Source organism: Acidobacteriota bacterium (assembly GCA_016716905.1).
Classification (GTDB): Bacteria; Acidobacteriota; Vicinamibacteria; order Vicinamibacterales; family SCN-69-37; genus SYFT01.
The window spans coordinates 12,816-38,361 of sequence record JADJUS010000020.1; the positions used below are offsets into that span (position 1 = coordinate 12,816).

The window sequence follows — 25,546 nt, forward strand, 5'->3', positions numbered from 1 at the left end:
ACGTTGTTATTTGTGTTTACATAATTATGTTTGTTATTAAAATAATCAACATACAGTACTGTAATATCAATCATAAATCAAACAAAAATACTTGCAATTCATATATAAAAAAAAATGCAATTTTCAACTAATAAAGTCAAAAAAAAAAAAATATTACTAAAAAAATCATAAAATGTTAAACTAACCATAAAGCGTTCCTCTGTTTATTCCACCCACAGATTCTTCTACGGGTACCTTGTGTCAACTTAACTCAAATCACCTATAACCTAGTCAGAAGTTCCAATCATTGTTTCAATAGTAATAAACAATTATAGTTGTTGTTTACTATCAAATTTTTTTTAATGTAAGACTCTAGTGTGGTACCCAAGTCTCAAAACTTTTTAGTTTGTACCCACAATTTCTTGTGAACGCTGCATACAATGCTATTAAAATAATTGGAAAAATGGTAAAAGGGTTATACGACTTTACTAGACTATAAACTCTTCGAGTGTGATGGGCGGTGTGTGCAGGACTAATTTATTAATTCATCGTAACATACTCATTTACGACTACTAATGATTTCAACTTTACCGCTTCAAGTTTCAGAAACGATTCCGTACTAGGATAATTTTTGGAGATCACTTCAGATTGCTCTTTTGTTACTCTTTGTTTTTATCTTTGTAACACGTGTGTTGCCCAGTTTACTAAGACCGTGAGGACTTGACTTCAGCTACAAAATAATGTATGCATACGTATATAGAATCCTGAACAGTAAAACTTACTTAAAAGTTTTATGACTCTGGCCATTCATCTATAAATATATGCAACCATTCTACATGTTTAAAAAAGACAATGCTATAACTACTAGTAAAGTGTTTTAGGGGTAAAACACCTCATACTGTCTTTCACAACAGTAATTACTACAAGTGGTAATAAAAGTATTTATAATGCATTGTAGGTTGCGTTCGTTTAGAAGACTTAACTTTACATTTCAAAACACGAACTGACGACAGCCATGCAATACCTATATAAATTATATTTATACTAATATAAACTCTAATTTAATTACAAACTGGTAAGATTCTACGTGGATTATCGCATTAAACCACATGTTCCACCATTCATTTTAATCCCCGCCAATTCTGTTAACTTTGAGTCTTGCGACTATACTCACCAGGCGGACTGTTTAGCGTTAACTTTTAACAATCATAGTTTACAGTAAGGGTTACCAGGGTCTCTAATCCTGCTCATGATCCCTACTTTCATACCTCAACGTCAGAAAATACAAGAAAAGCGCATTAACCAATGGCAAACATTCTTAGGTCTTTACATTTTATCGTTATCTAAGAAAATTTCTCTTCTCTGTATTTACTCTAGGGTTTTTATTAAGATTTTCCATCTTTTATGAATCTAGTAAACCTTTTACTAACCCCGTCTACGTATCCTTTACGCCCAATCATGCCGAATAATGCTAGTCACTCAGGTATTACCGCGGCTGCTGGCACCTGTATTTGCCATGACTTCTTTTTATGTTTAACCTCAAATGCTCACATACGTATAGGTTTTACGACTCGCGTCTTCTTCACCTCCGCTAAATCGATAGGTCATGCTTTCGCACATTGCCTAATATTCTTCACTGCTGCCACAGGGCGGGGTTGTTTCCATACCCCATGTGGTTGATCCTTCTCTCAAATCAACTAGAGATCGCAGGCTCGATGTCTCGAATACCTAATCCCCTACGCACCGGCCTAATATACATTTATATTTATTCAAATAAAATTTCACTAAAATAAGTTACAAAGTTTTACTTTTTATATTATTGCCGTTTACATATATACTCACCTCGACGCTAGTAGTAAAATCTTACTATAAATAGTACTAATTATACTCCTTAACTTGCATGTGTTAGACGTTTAGCTAGCATTAACTCCAAGCCAAGATCACACCTATAATAATAAATTCTCAACCTTTAATTATCAGTTATATCTAAATTTAATTTCGTTTTTATCTATTTTTTTTTCACCATAAATAATACCTACTCTGTGTAAACGTTTTACACCTCTTCTTTGTCATCATACTAAAAATTGCTCAAATGGTAATGCACATAGTCTAATAGGCATGTGATGGTGATATCTTCCACAAATTTCTGCGCATTGTCCATAATAAAAACCTACATTATCAATATAAAAAGTATGATGAGTTGATCTTCCAGGAACACAATCTAATTTTAATCCTAAGCCTGGAATAAATCAAGAATGAACAACATCGTATGAGTTGGTAATAACAGTTATATTAACGTGAGCTGGTAAAACAAGTGTTCTTTTTGTTCTTAAAAGTCTTCTTGCTAAGTTAACAGGTACTAATTCTCCTCTATGTCTATTATACTTTACAGATCTGTGATAATCAAATGCACTATTATACTCCTCATTTGGGTTTAAAGGTGTTAATAATGTTGATTTTAAAGTAAGAGCACTGTTTTTTACAGGAGATGGTAAAACTTCGTGCGTTATTGAATCATAATAATTTCTTGATTGAAATTTAAATTTTTGAATTCTTTTATATTTTTTTTGTTTAAATCCTCAAAATAATTCACCCTTCTTTGTTTTAGGTTCCAAAGCTCCATTATTTAAAAAAAATTTAGCAGTAAGGAAGATATTTTTTTTAAGAGGTTGTGTACTATTTAATAATAATTCTACATTATGTTTGTTAAGTGTTCCTTTTATAAAAGTAAAAGGTACTACCTTAACAGAATCTAGTACGTTTGAAGAAAATTTTATTGTATTATCTAAAATGCTGTTATTATACCCTTTGTGAACTTTTTTTGCATTATAAGTATCAATCAAAGCTTTATAGTAATCTACGTTAAGTTTATCTAATATTTTTGTAGAATTGTTTTCTGGTAATTTAAAAAAGTTTTTAAAGGTGAAGTTATTAAAAACTTCTTTTTGTTTAAAATTAAAATTTATACTATTAATATTTAGTTTTGGTTCGTAGTATACATAACTATTAGTTACACTTTCCGTAAGTGTTTTCGTAACTTTAGATTCTTTTAATCTTTTAAAATACAACTCCTGAAACTCTAACTGTGCTCCTAACTGTAAAGCTTGATAATAACTATCAGCACAATAAGATTCAAAAGGTGTAGATACAAATCATCTATTATTACCTATATTTTTAGGAGCTGCTAAAATACTCTGTGCCGCGCTAGCGTCAAATTTATAAGCTCAATATCATTGTTTACCTTGTACTCTTAAAGTAAAAAGTGAACTTTCATTTTGTCATTCAATCATTCTTAGAATAAAATTTGAATTTACTAAAATATTACCGCATCAACTTAAGGGGATTAAAGCTACTAAAAAATCACCTCATTTACCGTGACCTCTAATACTTGTATTCATAACTGGATTAAAGTGAAAAACATTTTTATTGACTACTCTCATAATTATAAAAAAATATAGCGATCAAAATAAAGAAAATCAAAATCATCATCAATACTGTCATTGTGATAAGTGAATAAGTATGTCTGATTTATAAGTAGAAAAGCCATAGTTAAAATTAGTTAAGGTATTTGCCTCTGTCATGATTTGACCTCACATTTTATTAAAAAATAAAACACAAACCTACAAAAATATAAACCATTAAAACATTTAGATATACAATAAAATAATTTCTTCTTCAAGAAAAAATTATTAAACATAAAAATACAAATAAGTATAAAGAATAAAAGTAAATAAAGTAGGATTGATAAAGCGAGTTTATTACTTCATCATCTAACATGTACATTACAAAATTATTTGAATTAAATAAGCCTAATACGTTACTTTGAATAGCTCATTGACCAACTACAGACACTATTACAGAAAAACCAATAAGTAAAAAAACTGCTAAAACGTGATTAAACTTTACAACTTTTAAAAATCCGTGAGTTAAGTAAGCTGAGTTGCTTAGTATAATACTAGGGCAGCTGTTAACTCCTTTATAAAAATCAAACACAGAATAATAAACTAATCTAAAAAAATAAACAATACCAGATAGTAATCCGATAAATATTAAACCTAAGGTTAAATAATCAAAATTTTCTCCCAATAATATTTTAAAAAAAAAACTTTTATACGCAACCCCTACTGTAAAAGGTAATCCTGCTAAATTAACACTTGATAAAATTAACAACGCCGAATCTCCCAATAAGTAAGCGCCACCATTACCCATAAATCTGGTATCCTGAGTTCCATAAAAACGGATAAAAGAACCCGCGCAATAAAAAGTTGATGCTTTAAATAAACCATGTAAAAATAAATAAAGAACTGTTACTTCAAAATAACCATTCACTGCTAATATTCATAAAAAACCACTATGACTCATTGTTGAGTAAGCTAATAGTTTTTTCATATCAGTTTGAGCAGCTGCTACTACACCACCGTAAGCTGCTGTAATGGCTCCTATATAAGAAAAAAATTTAACATGACCAAAATATATATAAACTATATTAAATTTACAAATTAAATAAATACCAGCAGAAACTAAAGTAGCAGAGTGTATTAAAGCAGAAGCTGGTACAGGAGCTTCCATTGAATCAGGCAATCATAAATGACCGATAATTTGAACAGACTTAATACCACTACATATTGTTAAGGCTATAACTCCCATATCTAAGTACGTAGTTTGTTCAATTCCTTCTCATAAAATTAAATAAATAAAAACATCACAATCAGTAGTTCCTGTTACTAAATAAAAACAAATTAAAGCCATTAAAAAAAAAATATCACTTACTAAATTAAATGTAAATGCTTTCATACTAGCTTTCAACGTTGCTTTTCTTCCATTTCAAAAGTTTATTAAAAAAAAAGAAGTCAATCCTATCATTTCTCAGCCAAAAAATAAAGTATAAAAGTTGTTACTTAAAACAAACATTATCATACTAATAATAAAACTATTTAATCAAAATACAAATTTACCCTCGTCTGCTTCGCCTCTAAAATAATTTAAAACATAAATGTTAGTAGCGCACCCTATTATTGTTACCAATAAAAAAAAAAAATAACTTAAACAATTTAGCGATAAAGTCACTGTGCTATCTATTATACCAATCAGTGTTGTATTATTAACTAAATTGACGTGTATAAAATTATTTTGTAAAACTATGTGGTTAAACAAAAAAATTAAAAATATAAACATAATAAATAAAATAAAAGAGTATAAAAAAATAATGTGAAAAACAGTAAGGTATTTTCTAATAACAAAGAAAGAAACGATAGTTACAACATATAAACATACTAAAAAGATTAACTGATTTTCTAAGAAACTAATGATGTTAATCGTCAAATATATTACACTGGCTTATATAATTCTCATAAATCTGATTTTAAAGCTTTTTTTTAAAAATAATGTGTTACGTGGGTTTTTACTAACTTTTTTTAAATCTTTTATTAATATTTTTTTAACAAAAACTTTTCTTTTACTAACAAGATACTTTGTAATAGAACAATTACGTAGTAACAAAAAATTAAATTGTTCTTCTTGTTAAAAAATATGATTCTCCCTTTTCAGAAGAAAAGCTTGTGTATAAAAAGAAAAATAATCAAAATGATAAAACAAAATAATTAGCTATTTGTGCAACAAAAACAATACTTAGGTGTCCTACATAGTACAATATTAAGGCTAACTTAATTAACAAAGTGAATACCAAACCTTCACTAAACTCAGTAAAAAACAAACTATAATTAGTCAGGTTAAAGTCTAAAGCTAATATATTTAAAAAAGAAAAATCTCTTAATAATGTTAAGTATATAAACTCATAACACTCAAAAAAAGCTAAAAAAATAAAAAAAAATCTAATATTTTGTATAAAAAATCTTAAATACATACTAACTGTTGATACTAAATCTAAAAATCCTTCAAACATCATACTAGATGTTCTTGTTACTCCCCTAAGGTATTGTAAAAAACCTCAACCATAACTCTTAATAACAAAAGTAGGTACTAAAGCAGGAGTTAATAAGATAAAATTAAATAAGATAATTAAAAATGTACTAGTTTTAAAAAAAAAAACAAAAAAAACTGTTAACAAAAAACTAACAGCGATTGTCAGGTAAATTAAACTGTAAACAAGCATGTCATCTAAACTACCCACCTCTTCTTCAGTTTCACTAAAGTAATCAAATACTGTAGAAAACAAATCTTGATTACCCGCTACATTGTTTACTAATTTATATGAATAAAAAAAAATAAAGTAAAATATATTTAAAAAAAAAAAAATTTTAAAAAAAAAATTAACATAATAAGAAATATTATAAATTGAATTTAGTTTGCTTACATAAGTACTATACGTATAGTTTAATGTATATAAAGATACATCTAACGCGTTTTGATAACTATTAACTAAAAAATTGTCATATAATGTTAAACTAACCATTTAATTAAAGCACAACTTAAAAATAATCTATAAAATTGAGGATTTCTTAAAAAATTAGTGCTCATGTATATAAATATATAAACAAAGTATAATAATGAAGCAATATTTCCACCAATTCTATTAAAAAATTTACCAAAAGGTAAGTATGAGAATGTATATAAAATACTTATTAAAAAAATTGTATATGTTATTTGAAAAAATACGTCAGTATCAATTGTAATTCTTTTTAAATAAACTATTGTTCTTGATAATATTTTAACTCTAGTTGTCATAGCTAATAATGGAAGAGCTACCCCGTTAGAGCTGTTATATCCTGGAACTTCCCCCATAGCTAAAATATTTGGTTGAAAATAAAAAGCGATAAAAAAAAGCACTAAACCGATCAAACCAGTGTAGTGGTATGGACATGTAATTAATCAATTCATATAAGGTCTAAAATATCAGTGTGGAGCAACTCCTAAAAAACGAACATCCGTTGACATACCAATATCACCTCACATAAATAACTCATAACTTAAAGTTTCAGGTTCCATATATAGGTATAGACAAAGTAGCCCTACGATAAATAGTGCATTTAAAAAATGACCTAATTCATTAATAAGTACTTCATCATATCAATTTAATTCTAGACTAACTCCTTCTCAAGAATTTTCAGCTTTTCAATCATAATGCATATCTACACCGTGTCTTAAACTAAAAAAGGCTAACATAAAAGCAGAGACATAATGCGCGTACGCTAGTCTTAGTATAGTATCACAATTTAAAGTTTGATCAGGGGCAAACAGTCAATATAATTTACCAATAAAAAAACAAAAAGTATGAAAAGCATTTACTGCAATTGTTAAAGTGATATCACTGAGGTGAGTACAACATAAAACCAAACCTGTAAAAATAACTACCTGAGTCATTAAAAATAATATTACTCCAGTTTTTCAAGCGTATTCTTGTTCTAAATCAAGACAATGTATATAAATTTTTCTAAATAAGTGAGCAAAAATAAAAATTACTAAAAGATCGACTCCTCTTTCGTGTAAATAAAAGAAATCATCTGTATATAAATTTTCACTATCCTCTTCTTCTCTAGCTAACGGTATATTCATAGGCTCTGTTGATAAAGAAAACGCTAACATAGTACCGGATACTAACTGATTATATATAATCATAAAAATAAAAAAACCTATTAAAGAAGGTAATTCGTGAACTGCGACAGAAAGTTGATTAAAATATTTTACTAAAAAGCGAGTTAAACGTAGTTTCATGCACTATAGCTGTTTAATCTTTATAACCCCACAAGCACTTTATATAAAATTATAGGGGTTTATAATTTTATAATTATAAATTACTAATTTAAGTTAAAATTTATAGCTGATTTTTTAACTATCAGGAATCTGTATATATAAAGTGAAGAAAACTTTGATTTTAAATGTTTCAAAAGCCTCGCATTTCTATGTCTCAGTAGTCAAAACCCTTGTCTTTTTTTCATCTTTCCCTTTTTTCGATTTTGTTCTTTCGGGCTTGTACGACTTTGTTCCTATATGTCAGAAAATTCAAGTTCTCTCTCCGGGCCTAATGTTACGTTGAGACCCCTAAAATGGGGGAAAATCGTGATTTTAAACGTCCCAAAAGCCTCGCATTTCTATGTCTCAGTAGTCAAAACCCTTGTCTTTTTTTCATCTTTCTCTTTTTTCGATTTTGTTCTTTCGGGCTTGTACGACTTTGTTCCTATATGTCAGAAAATTCAAGTTTTCTCTCTCCCGGCCTAATGTTACGTTGAGACCCCTAAAATGGGGGAAAATCGTGATTTTAAATGCCCCAAAAGCCTCGCATTTCTAGTCTCAGTAGTCAAAACCCTTGTCTTTTTTCATCTTTCTCTTTTTCGATTTTGTTCTTTCGGGCTTGTACGACTTTGTTCCTATATGTCAGAAAATTCAAGTTTTCTCTCTCCGGGCCTAATGTTACGTTGAGACCCCTAAAATGGGGGAAAATCGTGATTTTAAACGTCCCAAAAGCCTCGCATTTCTATGTCTCAGTAGTCAAAACCCCTGTCTTTTTTTCATCTTTCTCTTTTTTCGATTTTGTTCTTTCGGGCTTGCACGACTTTGTTCCTATATGTCAGAAAATTCAAGTTTTCTCTCTCCGGGCCTAATGTTACGTTGAGACCCCTAAAATGGGGGAAAATCGTGATTTTAAATGCCCCAAAAGCCTCGCATTTCTATGTCTCAGTAGTCAAAACCCTTGTCTTTTTTTTCACCCTTCTCTTTTTTCGATTTTGTTCTTTCGGGCTTGCACGACTTTGTTCCTATATGTCAGAAAATTCAAGTTTTCTCTCTCCCGGCCTAATGTTACGTTGAGACCCCTAAAATGGGGGAAAATCGTAACATTAGGCCGGGAGAGAGAAAACTTGAATTTTCTGACATATAGGAACAAAGTCGTGCAAGCCAGAAAGAACAAAATCGAAAAAAGGGAAAGATGAAAAAAAGACAAGGGTTTTGACTGCTGAGACATAGAAATGCGAGGCTTTTGGGGCATTTAAAATCACGATTTTCCCCCATTTTAGGGGTCTCAACGTAACATTAGGCCCGGAGAGAGAAAACTTGAATTTTCTGACATATAGGAACAAAGTCGTACAAGCCCGAAAGAACAAAATCGAAAAAAGGGAAAGATGAAAAAAAGACAAGGGTTTTGACTGCTGAGACATAGAGATGCGAGGCTTTTGGGGCATTTAAAATCACGATTTTCCCCCATTTTAGGGGTCTCAACGTAACATTAGGCCCGGAGAGAAAACTTGAATTTTCTGACATATAGGAACAAAGTCGTACAAGCCCGAAAGAACAAAATCGAAAAAAGGGAAAGATGAAAAAAAAGACAAGGGTTTTGACTGCTGAGACATAGAAATGCGAGGCTTTTAGGGCATTTAAAATCACGATTTTCCCCCATTTTAGGGGTCTCAACGTAACATTAGGCCCGGAGAGAGAAAACTTGAATTTTCTGACATATAGGAACAAAGTCGTACAAGCCCGAAAGAACAAAATCGAAAAAAGGGAAAGATGAAAAAAAGACAAGGGTTTTGACTGCTGAGACATAGAAATGCGAGGCTTTTGGGGCATTTAAAATCACGATTTTCCCCCATTTTAGGGGTCTCAACGTAACATTAGGCCGGGAGAGAGAAAACTTGAATTTTCTGACATATAGGAACAAAGTCGTACAAGCCCGAAAGAACAAAATCGAAAAAGGGGAAAGATGAAAAAAAGACAAGGGTTTTGACTGCTGAGACATAGAAATGCGAGGCTTTTAGGGCATTTAAAAAAAAAAGGGGGTTGGGGGTTAATAAGAGTATAACCACTAAAAATAATACCTTATAACTAAAATAAAGTTGTCAACAACCCTGCAATAACTATATTCTATATAGTCTTATAAATAACGTAACGTAAAGAACTAAGATGTTTACATTAATGTCAGAAACCACTAATTACTTTTTCAGTTTAACAAAAAATTTAATATATCTAAACTCTGTAGACTTTTTAATATTCACAGGGATTCTTTTTAACTTATGATATGCTTTATCTATTTACGTTTTTAGAAAAAAATTTATTTTTTTTTTATTTTTTTTATTTTTTTTATCAGTGTGAGGTTTTTATTATTCATGAGATGGGTGAACTTGTTTACTTTTACTAACAGAGCTACTAGTTATTTTACTTTTTTTACTAGTTTGATTAACTTTTAAATTTTCTGACAATAATAATAGTATTTTACAAAAATTTAAAATACCTTTTTTCATTTTTTCATTTTTTTTCTATACACTTTTGTTAGGCGATGATTATTCAAATTTTTATTATACTTATTACTCATTATATTGATTAAAACACAGCGTTATAAGTTCAGATTTTCATGTTATGTTTAAATTTTTTTTTTTAGATTACTCAATTACTGTTTTTTACTTAACTCTTATTCTTAGTCTTATTAGTATTTTTTTTATTTGTTTTTATTTAACTTTAAAAAAAACACAAAGCGTCACTAAGAAAAAAAAAAAAACAGTTCACATACTAAGAAAACAACAAATGACTAAACAAGCGTTGTTTAAGAGTCAATTAAGAACTTTTCAGTTATAATTATTATAAAATGTTTCAAAAAAATAGTTTTAGTATACCTAGCGATTCTAGTGGTATTTTATTAGTAAAAGTTATACAGACTCGTAGGTGCAGTACACGACGTCATGCTGGTATTGGAAAGTTTTTACGAGTAGTTTTGAGAAATACAAAAGTTAAATTAAATAAAAGACGTAAACGTAGAGTAAGAGCTATCGTGATTAGATCTCAGAGTTATTATACAAAAAACGGGGGGATGTACTATCAATATGCAGTTAATAGTCTAGTTTTATTAAAAAAACGAATGAATACTATGGGTAAAGAACTTTATGGACCTACTTCAAAAGTTTTAAAAATAAGAAAATTTAGAATAGCATTTCGTTATATATTTTAATTATATAAATATTAAATTGTTTTATATAATATTTGTCTTTCTTTAGTAAACTTTTTAGTAATGTTAAATTTAGACCTTCAAAAAATTACAATAACAATATTTTTTTTTTAAAAAATTCATTATCTTTTTGATATAACCATACACTTTATCTACATGCTTTTTTACCGACTAAAAACTTAACTATTAAATTTTTTAAAAATAATAAATTAAGTTTAAAAGTTGTTGTTATCGTTTTTGTATTTTTTTTAATATTAATTAGCACTTTAATTTTATTATAAAAAAAGCTTTAGTCGTCTAGTGGTTAGGACAGCAGGCTTTCAACCTGCTAACCCGGGTTCAAATCCCGGCTAAAGCAATTATTTAAAAACTAATTATTTTTAAATAACGTATACTTAATAATTTTAATTTTTTACAAATAGTATACTTTACAACACTAAATAATCCAAAGAGAAACAAAAACAAAAAAAGTAAACAAATAAAAAAAATAAGTAATGTTGTTTGATCTTTAGCTAAAGTTTTTCAAACTTTTTTTAAAAAACCTAGAGTAAATGTTTCTTATTCATATAAATATAAACAAAATAGTTTATTAGTTTATTTGTGGGGGGTTTGTAATCCTGGTGATAGAGTTCACATATCTTCTTGCAAATTTATTAACTTTATTTATAATTTTTATCGACAATTTGTTAACTTTATTTATTAATTTTTTATAAGTAAGCGTTAAGTTGAATGAAGTTGTTAAACTTCTGCTAATTTTCTTTAGGTTTGATAGCGAAGAGTACCGCGAGGGAAAGGTCGCCATGCTTTGAATATCCATGAGATCTGAAATTTGACGCAAAAATCAAATAATGCGTATATGAGTTAATTATTAATGTAATTAAGTAAACATTGTTTTATATTAGTGTGTTATTGTACCTTTTGTATAATGGGTTAGCGAGTTATTATTGCAAGCGAGCGAGAGCGTAGTGAAAATAATTTAGTTTGTAATAATAGACCCGAAACCAGGCGATCTAACAATGAACAAGTATTAGACTGAACTCGTAAATGTTGCAAAATTTTGGGATGATTTGTTGTTAGGGGTGAAAGGCTTATCAAGCTTGGTTATAGCTGGTTCTCCACGAAATCTATTTAAGTAGAGTGATTTTTAAGAAATTATTCAGGTAATTCTCTAGTAAGATACTGTATTTTATTAATGTCTGAATTGGATAGTTTTAAAAAATTAAGCAGACTTATGGCGCTAAGGTCTTAGGTCGAGAGGGAAACAGCCCAGAGTACATGTTAAAGTGACTAATTAAATCTAGTGAAAAAGGTGTAGCAATTTTTTAGTAAATAGGTAGGCTTGGAAACAGCCATCCTTTAAAGAAAGCGTAAAAGTTCAAGGACTAATTGTGGGTTTTGTAAACCTGGAATCTATGCCTAAAAATTAAAGTCAAAATGATTTAAACTGAAACAGTATTATAAGGTAGTGGAGTGTGGTTTAACTCACAGAAGATAAATTGTCAAATTTGTTGGAGAGATAACTATCAATTATGCTAACATGAGTAATAGACTATTTTTGAAAAAAAAATACATCGAATATTTACATGGTTTTACAGTAAAGATAATCTGACTGTATAAAATTCGGCAACTAAGCTTTTAATCAACATTAAAAGTGATGTGTGTTAAGTTTTATATTGTAATGTAGTTATGCGAATATTTAATTAACAAAGTTATAAAAACTGGAAAAAAACTTAAATTAAACCGTACAAATACCAACACAGGTAAATTGATTGAGTAAATTAAGATGAAAGAGTGAATAATACTAAAGGAACTCGGCAAAATTTCTCTGTAACTTCGGGATAAAGAGAACTAATTAGAAGTATGATCTAAGAGGGGGTAGCGACTGTTTATTAAAAACATAAGACTTTGCTAAATAGAAATATGATGTATAAAGTCTGACACCTGCCCGGTGCTGCAAGATGAAGTTTACTGTGAAAGCAGTAATATAAGTCCCAGTAAACGGCGGCTGTAACCCTGACAGTCCTAAGGTAGCAAAATCCCTTGACGGGTAAGTTCCGTCCTGCACGAATGGTGTAACGACTGCCCCACTGTCTCTAGTATTATCTCTATGAACTTGAATTAGACGTGAAGATGCGTTAATGTACAGCTAGACGGAGAGACCCTATGCACCTTTACTGTTATCTAATATTTTTTTTTTTTAAGCTTTAAAATAGGTATGTAGTAATATAATATAATTGGAAAACTACTTTAATTTTTAAAGAAAGATAACTAAAATATAAACAATGTTTTAGAATGTTTGAAAGACAGTTTGGCTGGGGCGGCAACCTTCCAAAGTGTAACGAAGGTGAATATTGGTTTAAGTTATGCAACAAGCAGAGAAGGCAGAATAAAAAACTTAAGCTAGATTAGTTTACTAACAAGTAAGCTAAGGACTATGTCTGTTATAATGACCCGATTTTTTATAAAGCAGAGAAAATCGTTCAACGGATAAAAGGTACGCTAGGGATAACAGGCTGATATTCTCTTAGAGGCCTTATCGAAGAGATTGTTTGGCACCTCGATGTCGGCTCATCATATCCTGGTGGAGCATACGCTGCCAAGGGTTCGGCTGTTCGCCGAATAAAATGGTACGTGAGCTGGGTTTAAAACGTCGTGAGACAGTTTGGTCCCTATCTACTGTACACCTTAAAAAAAAAATTATTTTTACTTCAGTACGAGAGGACCGAGGACAGAAAGCCAATTGTTATCAGTTATATAAAGCACTTATGTAAGCTGAAAAGCTAAGCTTTTTAATGTAACCACACGTTAATGTGGGAACTTAGTAATTTTTTTTTTAAATAGGCGAGTTGTAGACTACAACTATAAATACGAAATTTTTCGTAAGATTATTAAACATTAAGCGATTAATGGAGATAATTAAGTATCAGGCCTAAAATAACTGATTTAAAAAGTGTAAACTTATAATTGTATTTTAAATACAAAACTATTTATAATAGACCTATGCGGGATGATGGCTGAGTGGTTAAAGCGACAGACTGTAAATCTGTTGGGTGACCGTCGTTGGTTCGAATCCAACTCATTCCAAAAAAAAAAGTCAGTATTAAAAATGCGTCAGATGGATGCCTATAACCTAAACTTTGATTTAACTTATGTATGTTTGTCAGTTATAAATGTAATAAATACATTAATCAAAAAAAAATATTGAATTAAATTATTTAAGTAAATATTAATATAAAAATCAACTGAGATCAATAGTAAAGACGATTGAATAAAAGCAGTACACTCAACATAAAACTATCTGGAAAGATGGGCAATATTAGTAATAGTCTAAAAACGTTGATGTTTTGCTGCGCGGAGGTCCAATCCGGGCTCATAACCCACAGATTCGCTAGGTTCGATTCCTAGCCGCGGCTTAGCTTGTATGGCGAAATTGGTATACGCGTACGACTTAAAATCGTATCCGAAAGGGTGTTGGTTCGACTCCAGCTATAAGCATTTGACTAATTTTTTTGTTTTAAGAAAAAATAGAATCTTTAATAAAAGTAGATATTCAAGAAACAGACAATTAGCAAGAGTTATTTTTTATTTTGCTTTGTATATAAATATTATAGTTATATACGGAGTATTTTTTGTTTTTTATGGTTTAACTTTTAACACTAATTTTTTTTGATTTATTCCTTATATTGAAACTTTAATAGCTTTCGGTTTATTTTTATTAGCGTAATAAGATGTTTTCATTTTTTTTTAGTAAAGACTTTTATAGATTTTTAAAATCAGGAATGTTGTTAGATTTTATAATAAAAAAAACAGCTTATAATATTTTATATAAGTTATATTTATTTTCTAATGTTATTTTTTCAGAAAAGTATTTTATTGAGTATAATTTTTTAAAATTAGAAAAATTTACAAATTTTTTATTTAAAGTAATGGAATTTTTTCAAAAAAAATTCAGTGCCTCAAGTATAAGTTTTTTAATAGCTTTATTAATTTTTTTATTATGCGTTACTATTTACTAAATTTAATTTTTATTAAATTATATTATTTATTGTATTTATTAATGGTCAGTTTATACTTTTTTTTTAGTCATTATATATTATTCGTCATTATTTGCTCTTTTTGGTGCGTTTTATGCTTTTAAAATTATTTTTCAAATTTCTAGCAATTCGCCAAAAATTATTTATCAAAATATGGTTAGACAATATTTACCAAAATATGTAATTTATGCAATAATTTTACAATTTATAGGTATTGTACCTTCAGTAGTTTTCTATATAAAATATTGTTTTTTTACTAACGCACCCTATATAAAATATTTTTATGGAATATTGTTTTTATTTCTAAATTTATTAGTTTCTATCTTTTTTTATTTACAATTTTTTAAAAAATGAAATGTTATGACCGCTGAGGAGTATCGCTATGCTGCTTCTTTTAGAAGAATAAAACATTCAGAAGACCTTGAAATTTATAGTCATTTTGGTAGTGATTGAACAAAAAGATATTATTTTGTTTATTTTTTATTATTTTATATTCTTTTAAACTTTATTGCACCTTTTTACTTTCAAGATCTTTTTCAGATATTATATGCGGTTATTCTTTAATAATTAAATGGTCGGTATTATCAATCCAACTTATTTAGAGGTATTTTTACTGTCGGCATCCCTGTTAAACTATTTCGTAATGTTTTTTTTTTTTATTCATTTTTGTTTATTTTTAGTTGTTTTTTCTACTCATTTGTGAAAAAAATTATTAAATAAGTTAAATATTATATTTAGATATTTCTTCACTGTTGTTATTATTATTTTTATATTATACTTTTTTAAACTATACTTAATCTTTAAATATGGTGCTGTTAATGTACCTGGTTATGGTTTGAATTTTCATCAAGTTAATTTTTTTTTCTTTGGTGATACTCTTATATGCTTAGCTTTATTCATAACAACTATAAGTTGAATTTATTTAGGAGAAAGATACCTATTAAACAATCTTTTTTTTGTTATGTATTTTTTAGTGTTTATTGTTTGTACTATTGGAATGGTATCGACTTCTAATGTTCTTTCTGTAATTTTATTCTTTGAATTAATATTTTTACCATCTTTATTTTTTGTTTATAAGTTTGGATACTCAGATAAAGTTGAAAAAACTATTTTATATTTATTATTATGAACAATGACAGGTTCTTTAGCTGTATTAGGAGGAACCGCTTATTTGTACACAATTACAAAATCGTTAGATATCTCTTTTTTATTAAAGTTTAAGTATTCAAATGATGAAAAAAATGTTTTATTTTTTTTATTTTTTTTTGGTTTTGGAGTTAAAATACCTATATGACCTTTTCATTACTGATTAACAAAAGTTCACGTAGAAGCTCCTACAGGTTTTTCTATATTTCTTAGTGGGTTTTTAGTAAAAACAGCTTTTTTTTGTTTAACTTACTTTTATCAAATGTTTGTCACTCCTCAACTAAAAAATATAGCACTTTGTTTTATTTTTGTGGGGGCTTTAGATGCATCTTTTAGAATGTGATCTGTAACTGATATAAAAAGACTAATTGCATTTGCAACTATACAAGAAATGAATTTAATTTTTTTGTTTTTTATCTTATTAGGAAATAACAATTATATCATTTTAAATATGTTTTTATTAGTACATGGTATTTTATCAGGTTTCTTATTTTTTTTAATAGACCAGGTTCAAAAACAATTTAGTACCAGAAATTTAACATCTATTTCCGGCGCAGCTAGGTTATCACCAATGTTACATAATATTATATGATTTGCTATTTTAGTTTTTAGAGGTTTTCCAGTTTTTATCAAATTTTATATAGAATATGAGTTACTGAATATTCTAACTATTAATTTTTATTTTTTAGGTTGTATTTTCTTTTTTTTAGTAAGTTTTTTTGGTATTATTGGATTTGCTAGAATTTGGTTTAGTATTATTTACGGACAACCGAGTATTAAGAATAGTAAACTTATATTTAAAAAAGATATAATGGTAGCTATTATTTTTATATTTATTTTAACATTTTTACAATTATTTATATTTATGTTTTAATTTTATGGTTAGGTTATTTCTTTCAGTTCTAAATTCAGTAAATAGTTATATAATGAGCTTAAGATTATTAAAAAAAAACTTTTCAACTTTTTACTTTTATCTTTTTATAATTTCTTCTTTACTAATATTTTTTATAGTTTAATATGTTCCTATTTTATTGAGTAGTTAATTTTTATAAATATATTATAAACATTATAATAAAATTTCACATTATATTGTTTATTTTATTTTTATTTTTATTTTTATTTTTATTTTTATTGTATGCTTTTTACTTATTTTTTAGTAAAAATATTAATTTTAGTAAAAACTTTAGTGTTATTATTTTATTTTTTTTATTTTTTATTAGTACTTTTTGATTAAATATTAAAATAAATTTCATAGTATTTTATTTTAATAAAAATTTTTATTTATTTATTTAATGGGTAGTACTTTTAAACTTTATTCTAAGTTAGATAAAAGACAAAAAATTAAACTATACAAATTAAACAACTACTTTTATGATAAATTTTTAAAAAAAGCTTATAAAATTTTTGAAGACAAAACAGAAATAGAATTTTGACCTGGTAATATACCTGTTGACTCTTTAGTTTATATAGTCTTAAGTAATAAAAAAAGAAAAAATAACAACAATTATATGGTTAAATTTTTTACAACTAATGTGGAAGCTCAAAATTTTTTTACATTTACTTTTGATTATAATTATTTTTATAAATTTACATTATTATTAAAGTTAAAGTACAACGACGTGTATTTTCCAGTAGATATGTGTTTTTATAAAAATTCAGAAAATCGTAATATTATTACAGGGTTTTCTTCTTATTTTACTAATAATTATTACAGATTAATTTTCTCTTTTGATAAAAACTATGATACTATAAATTTTTTATCTATAAGCACTATATACCCAAGTTTTACGTGAGTAGAAAGAGAATTAAGTGAATTAAATGAGATAAATTTTTTAAATTTAAAAGATGGAAGACGTTTATTAACAGATTATACAACGTTGTCTATTGATAATGATGATTATAAAACAACTAGTTATAGCTTAGCTGTAGAGAATTTATACAATAATAAGATGTTACATTGAATGCATATTTTTTCTTTTTTTTTAAGCTGTTCATTATTAAGTTTTATTTTTTATAATAAAAATTTAATTAGTTTATTACTAATATCAGAAATTGTTATTTTAATTGTTTTTTTTTTAACCATAATTATAGCAAGTTTTTATAATATTAGTTTTTTATTATCTTTTTCTTTTTTTCTATTAATATTTGGAGGACTAGAGTTAGCGCTAAATTTATTACTTTTGATGTTATAGTGGACGTTGCTATACTTTTTAGAATTCTTCATTTATATTAAATTGTTGTTATGTTATTTTATAAATAATTACTTGTTTATAATTATTAATTCTTTAAATCATACTAAGTATAATATATTTTTAGTTTTGTGTGTTGTCTATTATATAAATTTTTTAACTTACAGTTATATTACTGTTTATTTTATTGTTTTTTTTAATTATATTTTTGTTTTAAAAAAATGAAGTAATATAGATTTAAATCTAATATACGGGTTAGTAAACATACACCCGTTGTTTTTTTATCTTAGTTTATTTATACTTACTATTAATATTTTTTGTAAAACTAACAAGCTATTTTATACTAAGTTACTAACTATTTTATTTATCAGTTTGTGTGCAATGTTTTTCGGGGGTTTTTGGAGTACTGGAAACTCTTCGTGAGGTTTTTTTTGGCTAAACGACCCAATTGAATTAGTATTACTATTTATTATATTATTATCATTAGCCTATATACATTGCAGTTTTTTATTCAAAAATTATTATATATTTTTATTTTTATTTTTAATAATAATTTTATACTTAATAATATTTAGAGTGGGTTTTATTAAAACTAGACATAACTTTTTTAATGTTAAAGTTATAAACAATATTTTTTTAATAAATATTATTTTTTTTTATTTTAGTAAAATTAAATTGAATATACTTTACTTATTTATGTTACTTTATACCAATTTAATTATTTTTACCCCCCTTTTTATATATACTATTAAAAAATATTTTCATCTGTATTGTAAAAAAATCATAACACAACACATTTTAATAGTTTCTCTTTTTGTTGTTTTTCTAAAATATAAAGAAAATAACATTTCAATGTTTTTTTTTAAAACAAACACATTCAACACGCATAATATATTTTTTTTTTTTAATAATTATAATAATTTTTATAATTTTTTTTTTTTTAAAAATTATTATTTAACTAAATTTTTTTTAGTAAATTTAAATGTTTTTAGCTTTAAAAAATTATCTTTTTTGTTTTTTGTTTTTGTATCTTACTGAAACTATATACTTTTAATGTTTTTTTTAATAAGTACACTTAAAATCGTATCTAAATAAATACAAAACCTGGTTTAATATGTAGGCTTTGGATATACAATTATTAATGCAAAGAAATCATATTTTCAAAAAACGTACACAAACAATTGTTAAACGAAAGTTTAAATTTAAAATGGGAACCTCTGGTTTGTTTAGTTTAAAACCACAAAGATTTGAATTAGTGTACATAAGAGGTTTTAAAAAAATGATGAGACGTAAATATTTAAAAGGACATACTAGATTTAGATTTAGAAAAATATGATTTTTTTTAACACCAAATATAATATTAAGTAGTAAATCAACTAATTCTAGAATGGGTGCAGGTGTTGGCAAACTGGTAAGGATTGCTGTAAAATTATATTCTTATAAAAGTTTTGTTGAGTTTAAATTATACTCTCCTTTTTGAGTTAGACGTGTTCATATAGCAGCGAGACACAGATATCGTTTAAAATTTATAGGTGTTGTTAAACAGTAGACTTTGAATTTAATTTTTAGTAAAAAAGCTATTATTACTGTTTCTTATAAGTTTTATTCAAAAAGCTCAAGAAAACTTCTTACCTCAAGACATTATTTTTTTGGAAAACATACATTAAGAAGAAATCAAAATACACATTTAATGTTTGTAAGAGCACCTAAACACTTTAAAGCTGGTAAACAAATTATAGTATTTTTTAATAGCATTTATCGAAAAAAATGAATTTTAAACACACAACAACCTACAAGTTGAGTATACATAAATAACCCACAAGTAACTTTTAATATTTTAAATTTAATTTATAAACAAAAGTTAAATAACGATATCGTTACAAGTAGAATAAGTATAGAAACAGATTTTTATTTATTTTTTAATGGTCGGTATAATATTTATACAATTAATAATTAATGCTTTATTTTTTTCATTTATATTTTGAATTTTAACTTTTGTTTCTAAAATTTTTTACTCAAACAGGTATTATAGTTATAAATTAAATTTTTATGAATGTGGTTTTAAAAATTACTCTTATAAAAGTGTAAATTATGAAATAAACTACAGCATGTTAATACTCTTTTTATTATTGTATGATGGTGAGTTTTTAATATTAATACCTTTTGGTTTAAATACCTTAGCGTTTAGTTTAGAAATTTTTATAACATTTTTTTTCTTTATAACATGACTTTTTATTACTTTACTTTTTGATTATTGTTATAACGCTCTTGACTGACAAGTATAACGCTTTGTTTGGTTTTACATATAAAACAACTTACTTAAAAGAAAAATTAATAAAAAAAAATAAACTTAATCATCATAGCCTAGATCATATATATAAATATTATAACTATTTACTTTTAAATCGTGGAGTTTTTTATCATTTTCAGTTTACGTTTGTATATTCTTATAAACAACTAAAAAAATTTAATTAATGGGTGGTATTTTAATATTTAATTATACTTTTTATAACTGTTTACTAATCCTGTCTTTATATTTTGTAATAAAATTAGTTAGTAATTTTTTTTACAATACAAAAAAATTTTTTTATAACCCAAAAACTGTTCCAAATATTCTAATATTAAATTCTTCAGAAGTAAATTATTTTATGACATCTCAATTTATAATAGTAAATTCTTTTAAAACATTAGATAATTTCTGATTAGGTTATCACAATATTTTATTTTTTATTTTTTATTTCTTTCTAGTAACTAATATTATTTTTATTAAATTAGTAAAAAATTATAGATATTTTAACAATCAATTAAATTTAATTCATAACCTAGCTTTATGATTTTACGTTGGATTGACTAGTTTACTTTTAATTGATAATTTAATAACATTACTATTATTATTAGAATTTATAGGTGTTTTATATTATTTTTTTTTTTTAGAACAAGCTTCCCCCGAAATTAGATCGTTTATTAAACTAAAAAATATGTTAAACTCTTACCTATGGTTATCTTTTTTTACTTTAATTTTTTTATTTTTAGCTTTTTTAAAAATATGTTCGGAGATAGGTACCTTAGACTTTAACGAAATAGCTCAATTGTCTAATAATGTTTCAGGATTAAGTTGATTTTTATTATTTATTGGTTTTTTTTTTAAATTAGGTATTGCAGGTTTTCATATATTAAAATTTGAAGTATACAAACATATCTCATCTTTTTATATTATTTTTTTTTCTTTATACACTTTTTACTTAAATAGTGCAATTTTATTTTTTATTTTTGTACATTTTTGATCTCTATTTATAATTTATGAACAACAATTACTAGGTTTTATTCTTTTTTTTAATTTACTTTTGTTAACTAATGGGTTAAGAACGTATACTTTTTATCAATTTTTAGCTTTTAGTACAATAAATACATGAAGTCTTATGATTTTATTTTTATCGGTTTAATTTTATGATAAAAGGTTTATTAAACAACACACACTATTTATATACTTGTGCTAACTTAGCTTTAGTAAGAAAAAATTACTGTTTAAAAATTTGTTATAAAAAACCACTATCTTTTTTAAAATATAAAATATCTATCACTAATTCGTTAAGTAATAGATTAGTAATAAGAAGTAATTATTTAAGATCTTATAAAAATTTATCAGAATTTTATATTAAATTATTAAGAGCAAATTTTTTAAACAATGTAGATAATAAATATAGAATATATAGGTTAACAGCAGCTCAAAAAAATTATTTTTCAAAACTATTTATTAATCAAAATTCAATAAGAAATTTTGAGTTTTTATTACTTTGAAGAGCAACACAAATTAACTCACTATTTAATGTTCGTATTACTGCAAAAAAAAAAAAAAAAAAATTTTTTTATACTCATAGAGTTTTTTTTATTAAACCTGAAAGAAGAATATTGTTTGTATGAAAATGGTTAAATACTTCTTTACGAATTGTAAATGTCAAAGATGTAAAAAGACACCTTCCTTTAATTGTTGGTTTTAATAATTTTTTTTTTGCTACCCCTCAAAATCATATAATTACTAATTTTAAAAATCAAATTTATAAATTACATTTACTTAGAAATTTATAAAAATAAATTATTAAATATACCTATGTTAATTATTACTGCTGCAAAAATGTTAGTAATCGCTAGTGTAATGATCACTTTAGCAGGAGCTGCTTTAGGAACAGGAATTTTATTCGCAGGATACATCACAGGTTCTGCAAAAAACCCTGAAGAATCAGAAAATTTATTTAATACAGCTTTAATGGCTTTCGCTTTAATTGAAACATTTGTATTTTTATCATTTTTAATTGCTGGTTTAGTATACACATTATTATAATAATTATTTGTTAAACCTTTTATTAAAAACTATTTTTTTAGTCAGTATTGCTATATTAGTAAGAGGAACACTACCGAGATATAGAATTGATCAACTTGTACATTATAATTGAAAAATTATGTTATTTATTTATTTATTTTTTATTTTAGAGTTAGTTTTTTTATTTTATTTTTTTGTATAGTATAGAACTGTTTACAGTAATATTTATTGTTTTTCTCCGTGCGCTAGCATAGCTCAGTGGTAGAGCGTTGGACTGAAAATCCAAAGGTCAGAGGTTCAAATCCTTTTGTTGGCATTGAAAAATAATAAAGTTAGATTACAAATGCTTTTGCTAATAACAGACTATAATATAAAAAAATTACTAAATAAGAAAAATTACAACTATTGTTTTCAACCTAACATGTTAGTTATTTCAACAAATAAAAAATTAAATAAAATAGAAATTTCTAATTATGATTTAAATATTATTTCTAAAGCTTTAATATTAGATGCTTATTTAAATCAATACAAGCGTATAAACGACAGTTGGTTATTAAATATTTATTTAAAAAATTTAACATACTATTATTTAAATATTAATTTATCTTGACGTTTTGTAAATATAATAAAAACTGTTAATAGAGATTTTTTAAATAAATTGTGATATAAATTTTATAAAAAAAAATTTTTTGGTATTTTATACGGTAAAAAAAAAAAAACATTAACTTGATTTTTACAACTTTATAAATTAAAAGATCCACAAGGGGTAATATTTCTTATACAAAGAATACTTTTTAAGGCAAATCTTAAAAGACACAAACGTTATTTTTATTTAGTTGGGGCTTTTTTTAAAACATTATTTATAAACAAAGAAAAAAAAAACTCCTTAAAAGGTTTTACTTTATTTTTTAAAGGAAAGTTAGGAAAAAAAGGTAGTGTTAGGAAAACAAAATTTTTTGTAAAGTATGGTTTAGGTAGCCTTACAAATAAAAGTTTAAGAATAAACTATAAAACATATGTAATTATTACAATTACTGGTGTAGTAGGTTGTAATATTTGTTTATTTTATAAATAATTTAACTGGGACAAATAAGTTTACCTCGTTTAGAAAAAATTAATACGACTATGTCTTGAGAAAGTTCACTATTATACAATAAAGAACGGTGAGCAAGTATTAAATCATTTATCTTTTTAAAAGTTTTAATACAATTTATTTTTAAAAATAATAAATTCAAATTCAAAACAAAGTGATTAAAAAAAAAAAACACAACAGATTAGTCAATTTATTTACAAATACTATTACATAACTAATAATGAAAACGCCATTAATAAAAAAATACTACTAAATCATTATATATATCAATATAAAAATAAATATATACTATTAGTAGTTTATTTAAGATAAATAAATGTCACGATCAAGTTGAAAATCTGTTTATCATACAGAAAAAGATATATGTTCTTTTTATAAAACTATCAACAGTAGTTTTGAGTATTTACAAAATAATGATAGATATATGACCGTCAATAGGCTTAATTATAAAGAAAGAAGAGTTGTATATCAAGGAAGATTTAAAGTGTTTTTTGATTCATCAATTTATTGTATAAATTATAAATTAGGGATGTTTTCAAAAACTAGAAAACCATTTTTTTTTAGATCAAAAAAAAAAAAAAGATAAAATTGTTACTAAAAAATATAATAAATAAAGTTAAAATAAAATTAAATAATTTAAAACTTTGTTTAAAAAAAAAAGCAAAATACTCAAATAATTATATTGTTTTTTATAATTGATTAAAAAATAGTATAGTTATTAATTACTTTTTTCGTAATTATTTATATGTATTTAATAACTTCTTTTCCGAATTATTTATATTTGTTATTAAATGCGAAAAAAAATATGAAAAAAAAATCGGAACCTTTAAACCTGATTTAGAAGTAACAAAAAGACATTTTAACTATTTAGTTAACCCCCAGTGATTACTTATTTTTATTATGAATTTAGATATTTCAATTTATTCTATTACAACAAAATTTGATTATGAGTTTGTTACACAAGTAATACTTAAATACTATAAGTTTCTATACTATTATATTTTTTTTAAAGTAGAGAATTATATAGAGTTATTAGTAACGCATTTAGAAACAGTTGATATTTCCGGTTTAAAAACACTAGATAGATACTATATTGATAATATTTATTTAAATAATACAACCCTTTTTATTAAAAATTTACACTATGAGTTTTCTTGTTATAGTGATTGTTTAGATCATGATTATCTTGATTTGAGAATATTAATTTTTGATTTTTTAATTGTACCTTATCATTTCTTAGAAGAGTGGTTTGTAGTACAGCTAGAATCTTGAATAATTCTGGGTAGAATTATTTTTGTAATATATTATTCTGACCAAAAAATAAAAACAGCACATTCTAATAAAGTAACAAGCCTTGATAATTTTACATGATCAAAATGATAACGTAGTCTTTGAGTACAAGAAACCAAAGTGTTAGATGATTAACTAATGTTTATTATTACAAGTGAAAAAGACCAAAATTAGCACAATCTCCACACAGAAAAGGAATAGTGTTACGTTTAAGAATTTGTACACCTAGAAAACCAAATTCAGCTCGAAGACCCGTTGTTAAACTAAAGTTATCTTCTAGAAAAAAAGCTTTAGCGCATATTCCAGGAAAAGGACATAATTTAAGAAGACACTCTAGAGTTTTAATACACGGTACAGGAGCTAGAGACTTACCAGTCGTTAATTATACATGTATAAGAGGTGTTTATGATTTTTCCCCACTTTTTTCTAAAAGAAGAAGAAGATCTATTTATGGTGTTAAACAAATACCAGAATTAAAAACACACGTAAGAAGAAGATATAGAAATGTAGAATAGTAGTTTATATAAACTACTATTCTACATTTCTATATCTTCTTCTTACGTGTGTTTTTAATTCTGGTATTTGTTTAACACCATAAATAGATCTTCT

Annotated in this window: 14 protein-coding genes, 4 tRNA genes and 2 rRNA genes; 13 read left to right on the forward strand and 7 right to left on the reverse strand. The window is 25.6% G+C overall.

Going from position 1 to position 25,546, the window contains the following annotated elements; all coding sequences use genetic code 11:
- Positions 1-446: 446 nt before the first annotated feature.
- The 7 genes from IPL75_15790 to IPL75_15820 form a co-directional block, all read right to left on the reverse strand.
- Positions 447-1,935: ribosomal RNA gene (locus IPL75_15790) — 16S ribosomal RNA — on the reverse strand.
- 116 nt (positions 1,936-2,051) lie between these two features.
- Positions 2,052-2,225, reverse strand: coding sequence for a hypothetical protein (locus tag IPL75_15795; GenBank protein MBK9241674.1), 174 nt, complete (start codon positions 2,223-2,225; stop codon positions 2,052-2,054).
- A 333-nt stretch (positions 2,226-2,558) separates the two neighbouring features.
- A complete protein-coding gene (locus IPL75_15800) occupies positions 2,559-3,047 on the reverse strand; it encodes a hypothetical protein (protein ID MBK9241675.1) in 489 nt (162 codons plus the stop codon).
- Positions 3,048-3,810: 763 nt separating this feature from the next.
- Positions 3,811-4,308: a hypothetical protein gene (locus tag IPL75_15805; protein ID MBK9241676.1), complete on the reverse strand. Its 498-nt coding sequence runs from the start codon at positions 4,306-4,308 to the stop codon at positions 3,811-3,813.
- Positions 4,309-4,317: 9 nt separating this feature from the next.
- On the reverse strand, positions 4,318-4,548 hold the full coding sequence (locus IPL75_15810; protein ID MBK9241677.1) for a hypothetical protein: 231 nt from the start codon (positions 4,546-4,548) through the stop codon (positions 4,318-4,320).
- 108 nt (positions 4,549-4,656) lie between these two features.
- Positions 4,657-4,773: a hypothetical protein gene (locus IPL75_15815; GenBank protein MBK9241678.1), complete on the reverse strand. Its 117-nt coding sequence runs from the start codon at positions 4,771-4,773 to the stop codon at positions 4,657-4,659.
- A 2,550-nt stretch (positions 4,774-7,323) separates the two neighbouring features.
- The gene (locus tag IPL75_15820; GenBank protein MBK9241679.1) at positions 7,324-7,650 is read right to left on the reverse strand and encodes a hypothetical protein; all 327 of its coding nucleotides are present in this window, start codon (positions 7,648-7,650) and stop codon (positions 7,324-7,326) included.
- Positions 7,651-10,510: 2,860 nt separating this feature from the next.
- On the opposite strand from IPL75_15820, the gene IPL75_15825 reads away from it, so the two are divergent.
- The 13 genes from IPL75_15825 to IPL75_15885 all read left to right on the forward strand — a co-directional run bounded on the left by IPL75_15825 (position 10,511) and on the right by IPL75_15885 (position 25,452).
- A complete protein-coding gene (locus IPL75_15825) occupies positions 10,511-10,870 on the forward strand; it encodes an uL14 family ribosomal protein (protein MBK9241680.1) in 360 nt (119 codons plus the stop codon).
- Positions 10,871-11,153: 283 nt separating this feature from the next.
- Positions 11,154-11,225 (forward strand) — tRNA-Glu (locus IPL75_15830).
- Between the two features lie 361 nt (positions 11,226-11,586).
- Positions 11,587-13,763 (forward strand): 23S ribosomal RNA (locus tag IPL75_15835).
- Between the two features lie 108 nt (positions 13,764-13,871).
- Positions 13,872-13,951 (forward strand) — tRNA-Tyr (locus tag IPL75_15840).
- Positions 13,952-14,282: 331 nt separating this feature from the next.
- Positions 14,283-14,362, forward strand: a tRNA-Leu gene (locus tag IPL75_15845).
- A 1,887-nt stretch (positions 14,363-16,249) separates the two neighbouring features.
- Positions 16,250-16,390 (forward strand): hypothetical protein, encoded by a 141-nt coding sequence (locus tag IPL75_15850; protein MBK9241681.1) that lies wholly within the window; start codon positions 16,250-16,252, stop codon positions 16,388-16,390.
- Positions 16,391-16,438: 48 nt separating this feature from the next.
- Positions 16,439-16,639, forward strand: a complete 201-nt coding sequence (locus IPL75_15855) for a hypothetical protein (GenBank protein ID MBK9241682.1) — start codon at positions 16,439-16,441, stop codon at positions 16,637-16,639.
- A gap of 3,582 nt (positions 16,640-20,221) precedes the next feature.
- Positions 20,222-20,464 (forward strand): NADH-quinone oxidoreductase subunit A, encoded by a 243-nt coding sequence (ndhC, locus tag IPL75_15860; GenBank protein MBK9241683.1) that lies wholly within the window; start codon positions 20,222-20,224, stop codon positions 20,462-20,464.
- A 1,880-nt stretch (positions 20,465-22,344) separates the two neighbouring features.
- Positions 22,345-22,575: a hypothetical protein gene (locus IPL75_15865; GenBank protein ID MBK9241684.1), complete on the forward strand. Its 231-nt coding sequence runs from the start codon at positions 22,345-22,347 to the stop codon at positions 22,573-22,575.
- 7 nt (positions 22,576-22,582) lie between these two features.
- On the forward strand, positions 22,583-22,687 hold the full coding sequence (locus tag IPL75_15870) for an NADH-quinone oxidoreductase subunit H (GenBank protein MBK9241685.1): 105 nt from the start codon (positions 22,583-22,585) through the stop codon (positions 22,685-22,687).
- Between the two features lie 111 nt (positions 22,688-22,798).
- Positions 22,799-22,870 (forward strand) — tRNA-Phe (locus tag IPL75_15875).
- Complete coding sequence (locus IPL75_15880) at positions 22,865-23,164, forward strand: hypothetical protein (protein MBK9241686.1); 300 nt, start codon at positions 22,865-22,867, stop codon at positions 23,162-23,164. The genes IPL75_15875 and IPL75_15880 overlap by 6 nt, the downstream gene beginning before the upstream one ends.
- A gap of 1,973 nt (positions 23,165-25,137) precedes the next feature.
- Positions 25,138-25,452 (forward strand): 30S ribosomal protein S12, encoded by a 315-nt coding sequence (locus tag IPL75_15885; protein MBK9241687.1) that lies wholly within the window; start codon positions 25,138-25,140, stop codon positions 25,450-25,452.
- The last annotated feature ends 94 nt before the right edge of the window (positions 25,453-25,546 follow it).

Bases quoted from the DNA above. Each gene is read 5' to 3' on its own strand.
- IPL75_15855 (MBK9241682.1), top strand. From the start codon at position 16,439: ATGAATTTAATTTTTTTGTTTTTTATCTTATTAGGAAATAACAATTAT.
- IPL75_15820 (MBK9241679.1), bottom strand. From the start codon at position 7,650: ATGAAACTACGTTTAACTCGCTTTTTAGTAAAATATTTTAATCAACTT.
- IPL75_15810 (MBK9241677.1), bottom strand. From the start codon at position 4,548: ATGGAAGCTCCTGTACCAGCTTCTGCTTTAATACACTCTGCTACTTTA.
- IPL75_15825 (MBK9241680.1), top strand. From the start codon at position 10,511: ATGTTTCAAAAAAATAGTTTTAGTATACCTAGCGATTCTAGTGGTATT.
- IPL75_15815 (MBK9241678.1), bottom strand. From the start codon at position 4,773: ATGAAAGCATTTACATTTAATTTAGTAAGTGATATTTTTTTTTTAATG.
- IPL75_15865 (MBK9241684.1), top strand. From the start codon at position 22,345: ATGTTAATTATTACTGCTGCAAAAATGTTAGTAATCGCTAGTGTAATG.